Genomic DNA, 16,452 nt, shown 5'->3' with positions numbered 1-16,452 from the left:
GGGTCACGACTACCCAGTCCGCGGTGCCCCAATACCGACGCGAACGCAGCAGCTCCAAGCGGCTCGCCAGGAGCGTCGCGGATCAACCGAAACCACTGTCACGCATCAGCCGAAGACGAACTGTCACGCATCAGCCGAGGTCACGCGTACTGAGTGGGGCGGGCGGGGCTCGAACCCGCGACCAACGGATTATGAGTCCGCGGCTCTAACCAACTGAGCTACCGCCCCCGGTCTGGTTAACGTGCGAGCATCACCCTAGCGCTCCTCGTTGGCCAGCGGCGGCATGGTGCCTCACGCGCCGACGCGCCCGCGAGCGCTGGCGGCGTCGCCGGCGAACCGCCATCGAGGCCCGATCAAATGTTGCGGATTGTTTCGGCGCCCTCACAACAGGGCGGTTAGCCAGGTGAGCCCCGGCCAGTTTGCACAAAGAAGGTGCGCGTCCGGACCGGGCCCGGCCGCAGCAAAAGCGTTTACACGTGACCACGAATCGCACCTGTAGGCGCCGCGCCGCTGTCGATAACCATCACGCGTCGACCGCCAACCGCGGGTTCTCCTTACCACAGCCCGTAATCGGCTTGTGTTTCAGCGGCTCTGGACGTGTGAATTGCGGATCAGACGGCCTGTTCGCGGCCAGAAGCAATTTACCAGTCTAGTTGTAAGAACTGCTCAACCGCGGTTTTTGTCATGCTAACGCGAACTTAACGCGATGCCGCAGCCGCAAAGTTCTGTCGATGCTGCGGCGCCTTCACGCAGGTCGGAGGCGATTGCACTTCGCAGGGACTCGCGGCCGCCGGATGGCGGCCCCTGAATTCGCCCCGGCGAGGCCGTGCCTGCGGGTTGTATTGCATCCCAACGAGTTACGTTCCAATGCCCCGTCTAATGCGTCGCCCGGTAAGCCAATAACGATTCACCCCCCGGCCAACCCCGCTGAAACAAAAGAGTATTTTTCATTTACTTTCCCGTTACCTTGTTGGGCCGTCGGTGGTGATTCCGGGGCGCACACTCCGATTAATGCGCGCATTACTAACAGTCAAAGAAGCCTGAGAGGAAATAGCGAATGAGTAGAACTACGGCCGATTGTCCTCGACGCCTTGGCGCGCGAACCGCCTTTGCGGCGCTCGCCATCGCAGCCATGGCTGCGGCACCCGTGGTAGCGATCGCCGAGGCAACGCACCCGGCCAAGGCCACGGTCAGCGCCGAGCCCAACGACGTCGACTACTACTACAACGTTGGCGACGCCGGCGCGGGCGGCGGAGGCGGCGGCTAGACCGCAGCTGCAGCCGATCGAGGTGCCGTGCACGCCACGGCGCCTCGATCGCATGCCGCCATCAGGCGAAAACCGTCTGCCCGTCGGCGTCGAGCAGGTAACGCTCGGTTCCCTGCTCGACCCGCGGGGCGTCGGCGCCCAGTGACACGGCGACCTTATTGCTCGCATTGCGCATGACATCGAAGGTGAGCTCGACGGCCTCGGCCTCGGAAAACCCCGAGCGCACCTCGGCGGCAACGTCGGCGACGAGGTGCGCAGGCGTCCAAATTAACCCATCGGTGTAACGCAGCGCTGCTTTAGCGCGGCGGGTTAACTGACTTGAGTCCTCGTACCCTTCGATGTCGCCGTACAGCGACTCGGATCCCCCGGCGTCGAGCGCGGTGGTCTCGCGCAGCGATTTGCACAGCCGGCAGTTGTGCTGCGCGGCGCCGCGCAGCCGGACCAGCTCGGCGGTGACCGGGTCCAGCGCGCGCATCCGCGCCACCGCGGGCAGAAACTCGTTGAACACCACGTGCGAGGGCTCGGTGGTGTTGTCCCACTCGACCGGCCCGCTCACCCAGCCGAGGTGCTCGGAGCCGACGCCCAGCGCCTCCAGCCCGGCCCGCACCCGCGGCACGAAGTCCGCGATGTACATCTGCGTCACCACGCTGAAGGTGCTATCCCCCAGCTGTTTCCACAATCGGGACCGCTGCTCGCCGGTGATCGCCGAGACGTCGGCGCTGAACTGCTCGGCGAACTCGGCGACGACGGCCTCCGCCTCCGACGCGGGCTCGGAAACCTCGACCGCGGAGGGCAGCGGCGGCAGCGACATCGTCTGCGCACACACCCGCCGGACCAGGCCCGCAACACGCCCATCACCCGGCGATAACGAGACCAATTGCGTCAGCATTCGTCACACGCTACTGCGCCTGGCTCACCGACGACATATAGAAATCCGGTATCCGCAGCGACGGCATGGCCGCCCGGGTGGCCCAGTCGCCCCACTCCCGCGGCAGCGTTTTTTCGCTCACGCCCGCCTCGGTGGCCCGCCGCAACAGGTCCAGCGGGCTCTCGTTGAACCGGAAGTTGTTGACGGCCGCGGTCACCTCGCCGTCCTCGATCAGGTAGACGCCGTCGCGGGTCAGGCCGGTGAGCAGCAGCGTGGTGGGGTCGACCTCGCGGATGTACCACAGCGTGGTCAACAGCAGGCCGCGCTCGGTGGCCGCGATCATGTCGGCGGGCTCGGCCGACCCGCCGGTCATCACCAGGTTGTCGGCGGCGACCGCCACCGTGGCGTCGAATTTCTCGGCCGTGGCCCGCGGATAGGCGAGCGCATTGATGACCCCGTCGCGGATCCAGTCCACCTGGGCGATCTCCATGCCGTTGTCGAACACCGACATCGTCTCCGAGGAGGCGCTCACCGCGACGAACGGGGTGCACGCCAGCCCCGGTGCCATCGGGTCGGAGAACAGCGTGAGCGGCAGCTCGGTGAGCCGCTCCCCCACCCGCGTCCCGCCGCCGGGCGCGGATAGCGCCGTGCGCCCCTCCTGCGCGCCGCGCCCGGCCATCGACCAGGCCAGGTAGATCATCATGTCGGCCACCGTCGACGGCGGCATGATCGTCTCGTAGCGGCCGGCGGGCAGGGCGACGCTGCGCTTGGCCCAATCGAGCCTCGTCGAGAGTTGCTCGAGCAGCGAATCGGTGGGCAGGTCGACGAAGTCGGCGGTGCCAATGCCCGCCCAGGCGCTGGCGTCGCCGCGTTTGGCGTTGATCTCCAGCGCGCCGGTGGGCTGGGTGTAGCGCCGGCGCAGGCCGGTCGACGACGCGAGAAATGTCGTCGAAACACTGTGGTGCGCAAAGCCATACAATCGATCGGCGCCGAGGAAGCCCCGGCTCAGCGAGTCGGCGACGTCGGAGAACACCAGGGGGCCGGTGCCCGGCACCGGCGCGTCCCAATCGGCGGGCACCCCGCTATCGGCCAGCAGCGGCGCGGCATCGCCGGCCTCCGGAGCCGAGCGGGCCGCCTCCTGGGACGCGGCCACCAGCCCCGGAATCACCCGCGGATCGACCTCGGCGGAGACCACCGTGCCGATGTGTGCGCTGTCGCCTTGCCGCACAATGGAAATCACGGCGATGCTGCGGCTGAGCGAAACCCCGTTGGTGGTCATGGAATTGCCCGCCCAGCGCAGCGTGGCCTCGACCCTGTCGGTGACCAGCACCATGGTCTCGCTGGCGCCGCCAAGTTTGGCCGCCTCGTCCAGAACGATGTTGACGACGTGCTGCGGGGTGATCATCGGGCACCCTCGCTGACGGTGTTGAGCACGTTCACGCCGCGGAACAGCGCCGACGGACAGCCGTGGCTGACCGGGGCGACCTGCCCCGGCTGCGCCTTGCCGCAGTTGAACGCGCCACCCATCCGCCAGGTCGACGCACCACCCACGGCTTCCAGCGAATTCCAGAAATCGGTGGTGGTCGCCTGGTAGGCGACGTCGCGCAGCTGGCCGTCTAGGCGCCCGTTGCGGATGCGGAAGAACCGCTGGCCGGTGAACTGAAAGTTGTAGCGCTGCATGTCGATTGACCACGACTTGTCGCCGACGATGTAAATACCGTCCTCGACGCGGCCGATCAGATCGGCGGTGCTGATGTCCTCGTGAGCGGGCCGCAGCGACACGTTGGCCATCCGCTGGATGGGCACATGATGCGGTGAGTCGGCATACGAGCACCCGTTGGAACGCGGCTGCCCCAGCCTCGGCGCGAACACCCGGTCGAGCTGATAGCCGACGAAGATGCCGTCGCGCACCAGGTCCCAGCTTTGCGCGGCCACCCCCTCGTCGTCGTAGCCGATGCTGGCCAGGCCGTGTTCGACGGTGCGATCGGCGGTCACGTTCATCACCGGTGAGCCGTAGCGCATGGTGCCGAGCTTGTCGGGGGTGGCGAACGACGTCCCGGCGTAGGCGGCCTCGTAGCCGATGGCACGGTCGTATTCGGTTGCGTGGCCGATGGATTCGTGGATGGTCAGCCACAGGTTGGTCGGGTCGATCACCAAATCCGTCGGCCCGGCCACCACGCTGGGCGACTTGACCTTCTCGGCCAGCAGTGACGGCAGCTGCGCGAGTTCGTCGGTCCAGTTCCACACCTCGTCGCCGGCCAGCGCTTCCCAGCCGCGCCCCATCGGCGGGGCCAGCGTGCGCATCGAGTCGAAGCTGCCGGCCGCGGGGTCGACGGTCACCGCCTCCAGCGATGGCAGCACCCGCACCCGCTGCTGGGTGATCGACGATCCGAAGGTATCGGCGTAGAACGTCTGCTCCTTGACGGCGGTCAGGCCCGCCGACACGTGGTCGATGCCGTCGGCGCCCAGCAGGCGCCCGGAGTACTCCTCGAGCACGGCGATCTTGTCGGGGCCGGGGATCTCGAACGGGTCGATCCGGTAGTTCGACACCCAGGTGGCATCGGTGTACACGGGCTCCTCGGCGAGCTCGACCCGCTCTTTGTTCAGCATCGCCAGCGTGGTGGCCACGTGCACGGCGCGGCGCGCGGTCTCGGCCGCGACGGCGGGCGCCAACTCCGCGTGCGAGGCGAATCCCCAGGTCCCGTCGACGATCACCCGCACCGCCAGGCCCACCTCGCGGCTGAGGACGGCGGTCTCCAGTTCCCCGTCGCGCAGCTGGATGATCTCGCTGCTCAGGCGGTGAAGCCGCAGGTCGGCGTGGCTGGCCCCGGCCGCCTTGGCCGCCGACAACGCGGCTTCGGCGAGCTCGTGGCGCGGCAGGGCCAGGAAGTCGGGATCGATCCCCCGGTTCAATGTCACCGCGCCTTACCCCCATTGACGCCGAAGAGCGCACCACCCATCTGCCCGCGGAACACCGCTACTTGATCTGACTGGCCGCACCGAATATCTGCCCGCAGCCACACACCGTACCCAAAGCAGTCTTCAGCACTCCGCACGCGGCAAACACTACAGACCGAGCACATCGGACTGCCCGTCCACCGCCGACCGGTTGCCGCATTAGACGCGGCCCGTCGCGGTCGGGCACGCCGGTCTCCTACGGTCCGACCAGCAGTTGGTAATCGATCCATCAAGCGCGCTGCGACCGCGTCGCGATGTCGACTTGGAGGTGATCCCAAGTGGCGTCGAGGTGGCCATCGGTCAGCGGGACGAGGGCAGCCACAAGCCGCGGGATAGGTCTCGATCGAGCAGGCGCGCGCTCACATCGCCGTCATGGAAGAGCGTCGGGTCGAAATCATCACCGAAATGCTTGGCCAACAACGACGAGAACAGCAAGGCGGCAGACTGGGGCCGGTGATTCATGACCAATTGACTGGTCTGGCCGGCGTCGTTGAAGTACACGACGACGAAGTTGTAGATCTCGACTCCGCCCGGATGGTAGGCCTCACTGCCGCGGATGCGGGAGCGGTAGTCCTCCAACCAGAGATCGCCGCGCATGCCGTAGAACCGGAAGTCCTGGAACGCGTACAAGCTTCGGGCGAAGCTCAGCATCTTTCCGATCTGTTGCGCGCCACGCAATTCACCGTTGAACACCGCGCCTTGCAGGATGACGTCGTCGGCGAGGTTGTCCAGCCAGTGGGGGTAGTAGTCCAGATGTGGCGCCTGGTTGTCGAGCGTGTGGGTGGTCTCGTTCGGTGCGGCAGTCACGGCAGTCGTCTCCTAAATTGAGGTTGTTTGGATTTCTGCCCGCCGCAAGCCACCGCGGACAGTCCGGACACGGGTGAAGCGAACCGCTTTGCGCGACGAGGGGGTTGAGAGCTTGTCCCCGGGAGTGGCGCCGATCGCGGTGCTCGGCTTCCGCTCCCAGGGCCACGTCATGAGCGCCCAGACGGCGCCGACGATGGCGACCTCTGCCACCACATAGAAGGGCCAAGGTCCTAGGACATTCAGCAGCGAGGCATTGACGGGTTTCCGATTGAGGAAGCCGTAGTCGCTTCCCGCGATTGTGTTGAAGACGAAGGTGAACGCCCCCCACGTCAGGGTCGTGATGACCGCGAAGCGGTAGTTACGCCAACCCGGCCTTATCCCACACCCCCAAATCAGATAGATGGCAGCCCATACAACGAGCAGATGCAACGAAAAGAAGGTCAGGAACTCGTGGCCAGGAAAGTCTGGCGCGTTGAGATCCGGCGTGATCAACGCCTGCGAACTCAGCGGAAGACCCCAGTAGTAGACCAGCGAGGACGCCCATGTCCGCTGCGACCACAAAGCGTAGGCTGCCGTGAGCTCAGCGAGATCACACAGTTGCAGCGGCACCGAATGGTCAATGCTTGGCTGAAGCAGCTTGTACAGCAAAGCCACGCTGAATACTGCCACGGTTGCTGCCGCCAGGATCCGGCCGAGGCGCCGAGAGTGCGCTTCGCTATGCCGGCGTCCCAGCCAAACCAGCGCGGCAGCCCCGATCGCGAAGACCGCCAGCACCGTCAAGTGCGACGGGCCGTAGGCGGAGAATTGTCGCGTCGCTGCGATCGGTGCCGAAGCCGCGGGCAGCGTAGTCGTGATGGTCATCGCTGGTAACTCCTCAATTGTTGTGCCGCCATCTGCGCTGTCTTCAATGTGAAGTAGTGCTGACGCAGCACGTGTCCGTTGTGACTGACCGCCCATACTTGGGGGCGAATCTGGATGATGGCGGTCATCGCTTTAGCTCTTCTCGCTCGTTGTTCGGCCGGGGCCTTGTATCAACGATCGACGTTGCCGACGTCAGCTGGGGATACCGCCTTTACCCCCGGTATTGCCAGGGACACCATCGCGGTTGCGGAGAATTAGTACGTTGACCAACGCACGGCGGTCATCAGGTCACCGAAAAGCCGCAATCGCCTACCGCGGTGTCGGATCCCTCAGCGCTGGTGGGTCAGTCGCGGTTCCGTGCTTATGCGTTCCGGCTGGCCGGAGTCGGTGCGCCGCCATTGATAACCGGCTTGGTCTTCGTAATCAATCGTGACACGCAGCGTGAAGTCCGGCTCCGTGGTTCTGTAGACCATTACGGCGTGCTGATTTGGTGACAGCGTGCGCTGCCACGCAGTCGCGAAGTGTCCAACCAATGCGTCCCGCAACGCTTGTTTGAAAGTCGGCGGGAGGTCACCTCGCTGCCCCGATGCACCATGGAAAGTTGACAGCGCCGCCAGGATGGATCGATCCAAAGCCTGATCAACCCGCATAGCGTTGTTGGCCTGCTCGCAACCGTCGGCCACTTCAACACCTTTGGTGTCTACGGCTTTAACGTCGACCGCGAGGATCGTTGTCACCGCATCGCTGGCGTTGTCGATTCTTACGGTCCACCAAGAATCACCGAACATCGGTGCTCTCGCGCAGGAGGGAAACACCTTTCGGGCCTGAGCCGCAACACGTTTCCCCCGGACGCGGCGGAGCGCATCGATCTGCGCTTTGTGGCGTCTGCGTTCTTCAGCTGCCTTCCTGGGCTCCCGGACCACAGCGACATAAAGCGCGATGAGCACGCCAACCGTCGTCGCAACCGCCGCGACCGCCTGGATTCCCTGGAGCCAGAGCGGCAGTTGGTTGACGACATCTGATGCGCCTTGCGCCGTGATGCGCCCCGCGAACGCGACGGTCTCGTTGATCATTAGGAGTCGACCGGCCGGACCGGCTGTGGGTAATCGTCGTAGAACCCGGCGCCGGACTTCACCCCAAACCGGCCTGCCTGCAGATAGCTTCGTAACAGCCGACGCGGGCCCTCGGGGTACTCCGGGTGCTCAGCGCAATAATGCTCTTCGATGTCCAAGACCACGTCCAGGCCCACCTGATCCATCATCCGAAACGGGCCGGCGGACGAGCCGGTGTTGATTTCAAACATCCGGTCGACCTCCTGCGGTGTCGACACGCCTTCGGCGACGACCTCGAGGGACTCCCGTTTGACCGCGGCCCAGATTCGGTTGAAGATGAATCCGGTGCTCTCCCTTCGCGCTTCAAACGGGTACAGACCAAACTTCGGCAGCGTGGTCATCACGAAGTCGAGGACGCGGGGGTCGGTCTTGCCGCACGACATGACGTCGACGGCATTTTGTTTGGGCGGCATGTAGAAGTGGATGTTCAGCACACGTTCGGGGCGGTGCACCTTGTCCAAAAACATGCGGCTGGCATACGAGGAGGAGTTGCTCGCGAGGATCGCGTCGGTGGGCGATAACTCGTCGAGCTGTCCGAACATTTGCTTCTTCAGCTCCAGTCGCTCAGGGATCGCCTCGATGACCAACCACGCATCGCGCACCGCGTCGGCGAGGTCAGCTTCGGCCGAAACCGTCCCGGGCACAACGCCAGTGAGCTGCCCGACGAGCGCCGGAACGCTCTTCGATACGTAATCGACCGCGGCGTGTCGTTGCGCTTCGGCGAGGTCATAGATCCTTACCGCGACACCACGTGCGGCAAACATCAGCGCGATTCGCCGGCCCAGCGTACCGGCGCCGACGACGGCCACCGGCCGGCCTGAGTAATCGGTTGGCACCATGTCAGTCATCTTTTGCTCCTGCGTCGTTAGGCGGCGTTGGTTGCCGATTCGGGTTGGATGGGATGTTCGACGGGCCATCGCCCGATGGCTTGGTGTTCCGTGATCGTGAGTTGGCCCCGATTGGCGGTCGGGAAGGTCGCCGTCCACGAAATCAGAGTGGTGAGCCTGCTTTTGAACCCGACGAGGTAGACCAGGTGCAGTAGCAGCCATGCCAACCAGGCCGCGAAGCCGCTGATTTCCAGTCGGCCAATCTTGGCGACCGCGGAGAACCGCGAAATAGTGGCCATCGACCCCTTGTCGACGTAGCGAAACGGGTCACGTACGGCGTGGTGGAACGGTGCGCTCACGTTGCGGTTCGCGACCTTGAGGTCGGCCTTGATGGCGCGTGTCGCGTACTTCGCGCCCTGAATGGCACCCTGGGCCATGCCGGGTACCCCCGGCACCGCGGCCATATCGCCAATAATGAACACGTTGGGATGCCCCGGGATCGTCAAGTCGGACAACACGTTTACCCGGCCTGACCGGTCGACCTCTACGCCCGCTTGTTCGGCGATCTGGGCGCCCAACGGACTTGCCGCCACTCCGGCGGACCAGATCTTGCACACCGATTCGATGCGGCGGGTGGTGCCGTCCGGATCCTTGATCGTCAATCCGTCGCGATCAACGTCGACCACCGCCGCGCCCAGCTGTATCTCGACACCCAATTTCTGCAGGCGCGCCTGGGCTTTGCCGCCCAAATTGGCACCCATGGGGGACAGTACCGCAGGTGCGGCGTCGAGCAGGATCACCCGTGCCTGCGTGGAGTCGATATGGCGGAACTCGCCTTTGAGGGTCTGCCTGGCAAGCTCGGCGATCTGGCCGGCCATCTCCACCCCGGTAGGACCCGCGCCGACGACGGTGAACGTGAGCAGCTTCTCCCGCGACGCCGGATCGCCGGAGCGTTCGGCCAACTCGAACGCGCCGAGAATCCGCCCGCGGACCTCGAGCGCATCGTCGATGGTCTTCATGCCGGGTGCGAATTCCGCGAAACGCTCATTGCCAAAATAGGATTGGCCGGCGCCGGCCGCGACGATCAGGCTGTCGTACTCGGTCTGGTAGCGCTGCCCGAGCAGCTCGGCGACCACGTAGCGGCCACGCAGATTGATTTCCACGACGTCGCCGAGGAGCACCTCCGCGTTGCGCTGATCGCGAAGGATCCGTCGGGTGGCGGTGGCGATCTCGCCCTCGGACAAGATGCCCGTCGCCACTTGGTAGAGCAGCGGCTGGAACAGGTGGTGCTGCGTCCGGGCAATCACCGTGACATCGACCGGCGCATGCTTCAGCGCCTTCGTTGCCGTCAATCCGCCGAAACCCGAACCGATTACGACGACGCGATGCCGCCGCCCATGCTCCTCTGCAGCGACAGCGACGATGCTCATGTTCGCGTCCCGTCGGGCAGCTCGGCATAGGCGATACCGGTGAGGTTGCCTTGCAATGCCCGGATGGGTCGGTTGCCGGATCCGTCCAGCGTGGCCGCCCACACGTTGCCTCCCAGGTCGGTGACGAACATGCGGTCATGCCCGGGGTCGAGCGCGATGCCGATGCCTTCCATCAGGTGGGTCACGACTATCTCGGGTTCACTGTTACCGATAGTGTCCAGTTGGGCCCGATTGACGGTATTGCCGTATGGCGGGTCGCCGCGGTCGGTCCAGTACAGCGTGCGCGAACTGCCTTCGATTTCCAGGTCGATCGGCTCGGGCAGGTCCTTGAACACCACCTCTATGTCGCTGCGGCTGGACGCCGTCTCACCGGCGGGAAGGTCGATTCCGGCACGCAGAATCCTGCCGAGGCCCGCGTCGCTGGGGCCCTTCTGCGTCCAGTAGAGGTGCCCGCGGACGTGGTCGACGGCGACCCCAACGCACCAGTTCGTCTCGTCGCGCCGGTCCTCGTCGCCCCGGCCGGCCTGCACCAGCGTTTCCACCTGGGACCCGTCCAGATCGCAGCGCATCACGCGCATGCCTTCCCGGTCGGACCAGTACAGCTTTCGGCTCGCGACGTCGAAATGAAGCTGCTTGGGGGTATAGGTTCCGCCGCTGGGAACAATCGTGATGCGGTTGTTTCCGTCGAGGTCCGCTCGTTCGATCGAGCCGTCGTTGCGCGCCGGAACGCCCATGTTGGTCCAATAGATATGGCCGCCTTGCACATCGACGGCGACACCGTCGGGCACGGCGCATCCGGTGACGAGGACCGTCTTGTCGGAGCCGTCGGGATTGATCGAGAACAGTCGTCCGCCACCGCTGGCTTCAAGGACGAACAGTTTCGGGGTGAGAGTCATGTCTGGTCCTTCCAATTGCGTTGTATGGCTTCTGATTGAAACGTGCTGCCGGCGTGGGGTCAGCCCCGTAACGCCAGCGCGTAACCCACAAGCGCGAGGATGATTGACATCAGTGCCAGGGGCCCGTACAGCAGGCTCAGCATCGTTTTCTCCTTACAAGCCAGGGCATTCAAGCGGTAGTCGCCGGAGCCGAACCGTAATCGGCCCGCACGGCGAGCAGCCCGAACAGCATTTCGTCGCGCTGTGCAGCAAGCTCGTCGATGGATTGGCCGTCCGCCTCCTCGAGAACGCCGTCGACGATCTTTTGTTGGAGCTCCAGGGTCAACTCCGGGTTACCCAACCCCGGCCAGCCGGCGGCCATGCGCGGCATCAGGTGATCCATGAAGTGCTGGATGCCGCCCTGACCGCCCCCGAGGTGCCACAGCAGGTTGGGTCCCATGACGCCCCAGCGCAACCCGGGGCCCCAGGACACCGCGTCGTCGGCGTCGGCGACGTCGAGCACTCCCTGACCGATCAGGTAGACCACTTCCCGATACAGCGCCGACTGCAGGCGGTTGGCCACGTGACCGGGCAGCTCCTTCTTCAGGTGAATCGGCTTCTTGCCGATCGAGGCGTAGAACACCATCGCGTCGTGGATCGTCTCCGGAGCGGTCCTCGTCCCGCCGACGACCTCCACAAGCGGGATCACGTGCGGAGGGTTGAAGGGGTGTCCGATGACGGTCCGCTCCGGATGAAGGCACTCGGCCTGCATCACGCTCATCGTGATGCCCGACGAACTCGAGGCGATGATCGCCTCCGGCGGTGTGGCGGCGTCGATTTCAGCGAACAGCTTGACCTTCAGTTCCGGGCGCTCCGGCGCGTTTTCCTGAACGAAGTCGGCATCCGCGAGGGCCGCCGACAGGTCGGAGGTGAACTTCAGGCGGTCCAGTGAGGCACCCGGCGCCAGTCCCAGCGTCTTGACCCCCGCCCATGCACTCTCGACGTAAGACCGCAGCGCCGCCTCGGCGCCCGGTGCGGGATCGGTGGCCGTGACATCGAAGCCGCGGGCGAGGTAGTGCGTCGCCCAACTCGCACCGATGGTGCCGGTACCTACGATTGCTATGCGCCGCACTGGCTTTTGTGTACTCATGTTCGTTGCTCCTTTTTGGTTCGGTTTGGTCGTCAGCGCCCGCGCCAGACGGGTGCACGCTTTTCGGCGAATGCCAGCGCTCCTTCGTGGGCGTCCTCCGTGTCGAGCAGCCCGTGCGCGTCTTTGTCTTGGCGGGCGAACGCCTCGGCGTCAGCGAGACCTTGCGTATCGCGCAGCACCTTCTTGACTCTGGCCAGCGCGAGCGGGGCGTTGACCGCGATGCGCTGGGCAAGCTCTTGCGCCCCTGCTAATGCGGCCCCGGATTCGGTCAGCTCGCTGACGAGCCCATACGCCTTGGCTTCGACCGCCCAGATCGGCTCGCCGGTGAGCAACACCTTGACGGCGACGTGGTAAGGGATGCGCTGCGGAAGACGGATGACGCCGCCCTCGCCGGCGATAAGTCCCCGTTTCACCTCGGGCAAACCGAATTTGGCATCCCGCGCCGCGACGATCAGATCGCACGACAGGGCCATTTCGAAGCCACCACCGAGCGCCCATCCTTCCACCGCGGCGATCAACGGCTTTTGCACGTTCGCCCGGGTGAGCCCGCCGAATCCTCGACCGGGAAGGATCGGGGTCTGTCCGTTGGCGAAGGCCTTCAGATCCATCCCCGCGCTGAAGGTGCCACCGGCGCCGGTGAGGACCCCCACCGACAGCGACGGATCGGAGTCCAGCAGATCCAACGCGGACGCCAGTTCGATCGCGACTTCCCGGCTGATGGCGTTGCGCTGCGCCGGGCGGTTGATGATGATCGTCAGGACGCCGTCGCGGCGCTCGGTGAGCACCAGTTGCGTCGATACTTCGGTTGTGGTCATTTCGCTGTCTCCTGTTCCGGTGCAACGGGAATCGCTCCCGCGGTTGCGAGTTGGTTGATGTCTTCCGGGCTGAATCCCAGCTGTGTGAGGATTTCGGCGTTGTGTTCTCCGTGCTCGGGTGCACGCCGCGCCGGGACCCGTGCCATTCCGCGAAGGGTGAGCGGGTTGTTGACGGTGTACTCCAGGTCCGCCGCACCCTCGATCGGCACAACGATCTCTGCGGCGCGCAGCTGCGGGTCCCGGGCCGCTTCCTCAGGCGTCTGGATGATGCCGTAGGGAATGCGGGCCTTGTCGAGGACCTCTTTCCAATGCGTCAGAGGTTGGGTGCGGAATTCCGTGTCGAGCAGAGTGGCCAATTCGCCGGCGTGCGTGCTGAGGGCTTCGACGTCACTGAAGCGCGGATCAGACAATAGGTCCGACCGCCCGATGGCGTTGGCCAATACCGAGAATGCCGATCGCTTGGCAGCCAGCATGATCCAGCGACCGTCACCGCACTCGTACGGATTCGTCAGCGCGTTCACCGGCTTGTTGCGGTCATTCAGTTCGTACGGCTTACCGCCGGCCAACGCCGCCGACACCAACGTTCCCGTCGCCCACACACCCGTGGCGAGCAGCGAGGTGCCGACGTTCGCACCGCGCCCCGTGCGTTCGCGGTGGTACAGCGCGGTGGTGATCGCGGCGTAAATCGCGACGGCGGTGGTGTAATCGCCACTGCCCCAAGGTGGCGACGTCGGCGGTGCGCCGGCGTCGCGGGTCGAGGCCAGCAGCCCGCTGCGTGACCAGAAGGCGGTCAGGTCGAACCCAGGCAGTTTGGCGTCCGGGCCCGCATCGCCGAATCCCGTGATGTCGGCGTAGATGATCCGGGGGTTCCAGGACGAAACCTCCTCATAGCCGAGGTGCAGCCCCTCGCGGGTGCCGTGCGGGAAGTTGGTGATCAGCACGTCGGCCCATTCGACGAGGCGCTTGAGGATCTTCGTGCCGCCCTCGGACTTGAGGTTGATCGACATCCCTCGTTTGTTGCGATTGGCCAAGTGCCAGCTGTAGTTGCCGAGCGCCGCCGGGCTCGGTGGGACCGAGCTCAGCAGCCGCTGGGGGTCGCCCATCCCCGGCGCCTCGACCTTGATGACGTCGGCCCCGAAGTCCGACAGCATCGTCGCTGCCGCTGGTGCGGCGATAAAGCTGGCCAGCTCAACGACCTTCAGGCCGGAAAACACGGGTTGCGTTGATTGTGTTGTCATAGTTGTCGTCTCCTTAAACGAATGCGCTCAGGCCGGTGACGGACTTTCCGACGATCAGCGTCTGCATCTCGCGGGTGCCCTCGTAGGAGTACAGGGCCTCGGAGTCGGCAACGAAGCGGCCGATGTTGTAGTCGAGCACAATGCCGTTGCCGCCGAACAACTCCCGCGCCCAGTGCACCGTCTCACGCATCCGCGAGCAGCAGAAGGCCTTAGCCAGCGCCGACTGCTCGTCGCGGTAGACACCCTCGTGCTGCAGCTGGGCCAGGCGCACCATCATCCCCGCGCACGCGGTGGCGTTGCCGAGCATCTTGACCAGCAGGTCCTGAACCAGCTGGAATTTGCCGATCGGCCGGCCGAACTGGATGCGTTCCTTGGCGTACTGCAGGGCGAGCTCGTAGGCGGCGAACTGGACGCCCACCGCCTGCCATGCCACCCCGCTTCGCGTCCGGCGCAGGATCTCCGCGGTGTCGCGGAACGAGTTCGCATTCTGCAGCCGGTTGGCTTCGGGAACCCGGCACTCGTCGAGCACGATGTCGGCGTTCTGCACGATGCGCAGCGCGAACTTGTTCTCGATCTTGGTCGCGGTGAACCCGGGGGTGCCCTTCTCGACCACGAAGCCCAGCACGCGGTTGGTCTCGACGTCGCGAGCCCACACCACCACCAGGTCGGCGAAGGTGGCGTTGCCGATCCAGCGCTTGGCGCCGCTCAGCACCCACTCGTCACCGTCGCGACGCGCGGTGGTCTCCATGCCACCCGCCACATCGGAGCCGCCGTGCGGCTCGGTCAACGCGAACGCGCCGATCTTCTCGAACCGGCTCATCGCCGGCAGCCAGCGACGCCTCTGCTCCTCGGACCCGCAGGTCAGGATCGAGCCCATCGCCAGCCCCGAATGCACCCCGAAGAACACCGAGAGCGACGGATCGGCGTGCGCCATCTCCAGCGCGGTGATGCCCGTCATCAGGTTGCTCGGCGCGGGCTCCGACGAGTCGGGATCGGCCCAATCCAGCAGACCCAGCTTCGCAAATCCCTTGACGAGCTCGAACGGGAACTCCGCCCGCGCCCAATGCTCCTCGACGATCGGCGCGGCCTCCGTGCGGAAGAAGGCGCGGATACGGGCGACCTTCTCCCGCTCCGAGTCCGACAGCAACTCCTCGTAGGAGTAGAAATCGGCCGGCAGCAGCCCGTGGTCCAGATAAGGCTGGGGCGTTGACGGCAACGTGACTTTGACGGTCATGATGTCCTCTCTTTTCGGTGGTGGGCAAGTTCTCACCCTTGCGGCCGCTCGCTGATTCGCCGGTTGGTCTATCGGCCAGGCCATGCGTTCACCATCAGCCCGCCGTGGACGAGGTCGGGATACCGCGCTTATCCCCGGTACTGGCAGGGACAGGCTCAGCGGCGGCGGCGAAAGCCGGCGCGTCGCGGAGTAGCCCGACGCCTAATCGGCGCGGAAGCCAACGCCGAATTCGCCAAATGCGTTGTGCGCGTGGGTCTTAACCGGGACCGGAATCGGAACCTGGGCGTCCGAGGAGTGCCCCGACCGCCAACTCCGCCATCGCGATGTCGGCTCGCTCGCCTGTGATGAACTCGGCGTAGAGGAAAGATTCGACGATCCGGACGATGAGGTACGCCAGGTCGCGCAGCGGAAGTGGCGACCGCAGGTCGCTCTGGGATACCTCGTCACTGAGAAGGGCTTCGATGGCGCCCACCAGACGCGCCTGAACCGTGCCCGCGCCCGTGGTGAGAATTCTCAGCGCACGTTCCGGCTCTCGCCGGACGAACTCCCGAAGGAAGTCGGCTTGGTCGACCATGGCCGCGAAGCGACCGATCGCGCCGGTGATGCGCTGCGCGCCGTTACCGTCGGAAGCCTCGACGGCGGCGACGAGGGCCGGTTCCGCCAGGGACCACAGAATCTCCCCCAGCAGGTCGTCGCGACCGCCGACCCAACGAAACAGCGTCGCGCGGTTTACACCCAGGTCGGCGGCAAGTTCCTGCATCTCGACGCGGCGTCCGGCCACGAACCGCCGTCGGGCCAGACGGAACGCGTCCAACGCGTCAGGCTTGCGCTCCTCGGCCAACATGCGGGATAGCGGCGTTTCGGCGATCGTGCACCTCCTCGGATGCTGTGCATCATACTAGTAGACGTTGCATGACAACCATGCATCAAACCGCTGGATACAGCGCCAAATGCATCGCGAATTATCGAAATAACCTCTACTAGAACAAATTCAGGATCAGGCCACTCTG

Annotated in this window: 16 protein-coding genes and 1 tRNA gene; 1 reads left to right on the top strand and 16 read right to left on the bottom strand. The window is 65.2% G+C overall.

Going from position 1 to position 16,452, the window contains the following annotated elements; genetic code table 11:
* Positions 1-154 precede the first annotated feature (154 nt).
* Positions 155-228, bottom strand: a tRNA-Ile gene (locus AWB92_RS17945).
* A gap of 904 nt (positions 229-1,132) precedes the next feature.
* Here AWB92_RS17945 and AWB92_RS31095 point away from each other — a divergent pair.
* On the top strand, positions 1,133-1,267 hold the full coding sequence (locus AWB92_RS31095; protein ID WP_277622309.1) for a hypothetical protein: 135 nt from the start codon (positions 1,133-1,135) through the stop codon (positions 1,265-1,267).
* Positions 1,268-1,328: 61 nt separating this feature from the next.
* Here the strand turns inward: AWB92_RS31095 and AWB92_RS17940 are convergent, their stop codons facing one another.
* The 15 genes from AWB92_RS17940 to AWB92_RS17875 all read right to left on the bottom strand — a co-directional run bounded on the left by AWB92_RS17940 (position 1,329) and on the right by AWB92_RS17875 (position 16,286).
* Positions 1,329-2,156 carry a carboxymuconolactone decarboxylase family protein gene (locus tag AWB92_RS17940; RefSeq protein ID WP_085188031.1) on the bottom strand — a complete coding sequence of 276 codons (828 nt, stop codon included), beginning with the start codon at positions 2,154-2,156 and terminating at the stop codon, positions 1,329-1,331.
* A gap of 10 nt (positions 2,157-2,166) precedes the next feature.
* Entirely contained in the window at positions 2,167-3,540 is a 1,374-nt protein-coding gene (locus AWB92_RS17935) for a TldD/PmbA family protein (RefSeq protein ID WP_085188028.1), read from the bottom strand.
* A complete protein-coding gene (locus tag AWB92_RS17930; protein ID WP_085188026.1) occupies positions 3,537-5,054 on the bottom strand; it encodes a TldD/PmbA family protein in 1,518 nt (505 codons plus the stop codon). Before AWB92_RS17930 ends, AWB92_RS17935 begins: the two co-directional genes overlap by 4 nt.
* A 339-nt stretch (positions 5,055-5,393) precedes the next feature.
* A complete protein-coding gene (locus tag AWB92_RS17925; protein ID WP_085188023.1) occupies positions 5,394-5,900 on the bottom strand; it encodes a hypothetical protein in 507 nt (168 codons plus the stop codon).
* 12 nt (positions 5,901-5,912) lie between these two features.
* Positions 5,913-6,761, bottom strand: coding sequence for a TIGR02206 family membrane protein (locus AWB92_RS17920; protein ID WP_085188021.1), 849 nt, complete (start codon positions 6,759-6,761; stop codon positions 5,913-5,915).
* Complete coding sequence (locus AWB92_RS31090) at positions 6,758-6,889, bottom strand: hypothetical protein (protein WP_277622308.1); 132 nt, start codon at positions 6,887-6,889, stop codon at positions 6,758-6,760. Before AWB92_RS31090 ends, AWB92_RS17920 begins: the two co-directional genes overlap by 4 nt.
* 201 nt (positions 6,890-7,090) lie before the next feature.
* The gene (locus AWB92_RS17915) at positions 7,091-7,834 is read right to left on the bottom strand and encodes a hypothetical protein (protein ID WP_085188019.1); all 744 of its coding nucleotides are present in this window, start codon (positions 7,832-7,834) and stop codon (positions 7,091-7,093) included.
* Complete coding sequence (locus tag AWB92_RS17910) at positions 7,834-8,682, bottom strand: 3-hydroxyacyl-CoA dehydrogenase family protein (RefSeq protein ID WP_346962955.1); 849 nt, start codon at positions 8,680-8,682, stop codon at positions 7,834-7,836. Before AWB92_RS17910 ends, AWB92_RS17915 begins: the two co-directional genes overlap by 1 nt.
* A 56-nt stretch (positions 8,683-8,738) precedes the next feature.
* On the bottom strand, positions 8,739-10,130 hold the full coding sequence (locus AWB92_RS17905; protein ID WP_085188015.1) for an NAD(P)/FAD-dependent oxidoreductase: 1,392 nt from the start codon (positions 10,128-10,130) through the stop codon (positions 8,739-8,741).
* Positions 10,127-11,026 (bottom strand): 3-hydroxyacyl-CoA dehydrogenase, encoded by a 900-nt coding sequence (locus tag AWB92_RS17900; protein WP_085188013.1) that lies wholly within the window; start codon positions 11,024-11,026, stop codon positions 10,127-10,129. Before AWB92_RS17900 ends, AWB92_RS17905 begins: the two co-directional genes overlap by 4 nt.
* Before the next feature lie 169 nt (positions 11,027-11,195).
* The gene (locus AWB92_RS17895) at positions 11,196-12,155 is read right to left on the bottom strand and encodes a 3-hydroxyacyl-CoA dehydrogenase NAD-binding domain-containing protein (RefSeq protein WP_085188012.1); all 960 of its coding nucleotides are present in this window, start codon (positions 12,153-12,155) and stop codon (positions 11,196-11,198) included.
* Between the two features lie 32 nt (positions 12,156-12,187).
* The gene (locus tag AWB92_RS17890; RefSeq protein WP_085188010.1) at positions 12,188-12,970 is read right to left on the bottom strand and encodes a crotonase/enoyl-CoA hydratase family protein; all 783 of its coding nucleotides are present in this window, start codon (positions 12,968-12,970) and stop codon (positions 12,188-12,190) included.
* Positions 12,967-14,208, bottom strand: a complete 1,242-nt coding sequence (locus AWB92_RS17885) for a CaiB/BaiF CoA-transferase family protein (protein WP_085188009.1) — start codon at positions 14,206-14,208, stop codon at positions 12,967-12,969. Before AWB92_RS17885 ends, AWB92_RS17890 begins: the two co-directional genes overlap by 4 nt.
* A gap of 13 nt (positions 14,209-14,221) precedes the next feature.
* Entirely contained in the window at positions 14,222-15,442 is a 1,221-nt protein-coding gene (locus AWB92_RS17880; RefSeq protein WP_173817442.1) for an acyl-CoA dehydrogenase family protein, read from the bottom strand.
* A 256-nt stretch (positions 15,443-15,698) separates the two neighbouring features.
* Positions 15,699-16,286, bottom strand: a complete 588-nt coding sequence (locus AWB92_RS17875) for a QsdR family transcriptional regulator (protein WP_085188007.1) — start codon at positions 16,284-16,286, stop codon at positions 15,699-15,701.
* Positions 16,287-16,452 lie beyond the last annotated feature (166 nt).

The organism is Mycobacterium sp. IEC1808, from assembly GCF_002101935.1.
In the GTDB taxonomy this organism is placed as follows: Bacteria; Actinomycetota; Actinomycetes; order Mycobacteriales; family Mycobacteriaceae; genus Mycobacterium.
This window is presented reverse-complemented; position numbering and strand designations above follow the sequence as displayed.

What these genes read in the sequence shown, in the direction of transcription:
- AWB92_RS31095 (WP_277622309.1), top strand. Translation starts at nt 1,133, where the DNA reads ATGGCTGCGGCACCCGTGGTAGCGATCGCCGAGGCAACGCACCCGGCC.
- AWB92_RS17940 (WP_085188031.1), bottom strand. Translation starts at nt 2,156, where the DNA reads ATGCTGACGCAATTGGTCTCGTTATCGCCGGGTGATGGGCGTGTTGCG.
- AWB92_RS17935 (WP_085188028.1), bottom strand. Translation starts at nt 3,540, where the DNA reads ATGATCACCCCGCAGCACGTCGTCAACATCGTTCTGGACGAGGCGGCC.
- AWB92_RS17920 (WP_085188021.1), bottom strand. Translation starts at nt 6,761, where the DNA reads ATGACCATCACGACTACGCTGCCCGCGGCTTCGGCACCGATCGCAGCG.
- AWB92_RS31090 (WP_277622308.1), bottom strand. Translation starts at nt 6,889, where the DNA reads ATGACCGCCATCATCCAGATTCGCCCCCAAGTATGGGCGGTCAGTCAC.
- AWB92_RS17915 (WP_085188019.1), bottom strand. Translation starts at nt 7,834, where the DNA reads ATGATCAACGAGACCGTCGCGTTCGCGGGGCGCATCACGGCGCAAGGC.
- AWB92_RS17905 (WP_085188015.1), bottom strand. Translation starts at nt 10,130, where the DNA reads ATGAGCATCGTCGCTGTCGCTGCAGAGGAGCATGGGCGGCGGCATCGC.
- AWB92_RS17900 (WP_085188013.1), bottom strand. Translation starts at nt 11,026, where the DNA reads ATGACTCTCACCCCGAAACTGTTCGTCCTTGAAGCCAGCGGTGGCGGA.
- AWB92_RS17895 (WP_085188012.1), bottom strand. Translation starts at nt 12,155, where the DNA reads ATGAGTACACAAAAGCCAGTGCGGCGCATAGCAATCGTAGGTACCGGC.
- AWB92_RS17890 (WP_085188010.1), bottom strand. Translation starts at nt 12,970, where the DNA reads ATGACCACAACCGAAGTATCGACGCAACTGGTGCTCACCGAGCGCCGC.
- AWB92_RS17885 (WP_085188009.1), bottom strand. Translation starts at nt 14,208, where the DNA reads ATGACAACACAATCAACGCAACCCGTGTTTTCCGGCCTGAAGGTCGTT.
- AWB92_RS17880 (WP_173817442.1), bottom strand. Translation starts at nt 15,442, where the DNA reads ATGACCGTCAAAGTCACGTTGCCGTCAACGCCCCAGCCTTATCTGGAC.
- AWB92_RS17875 (WP_085188007.1), bottom strand. Translation starts at nt 16,286, where the DNA reads ATGTTGGCCGAGGAGCGCAAGCCTGACGCGTTGGACGCGTTCCGTCTG.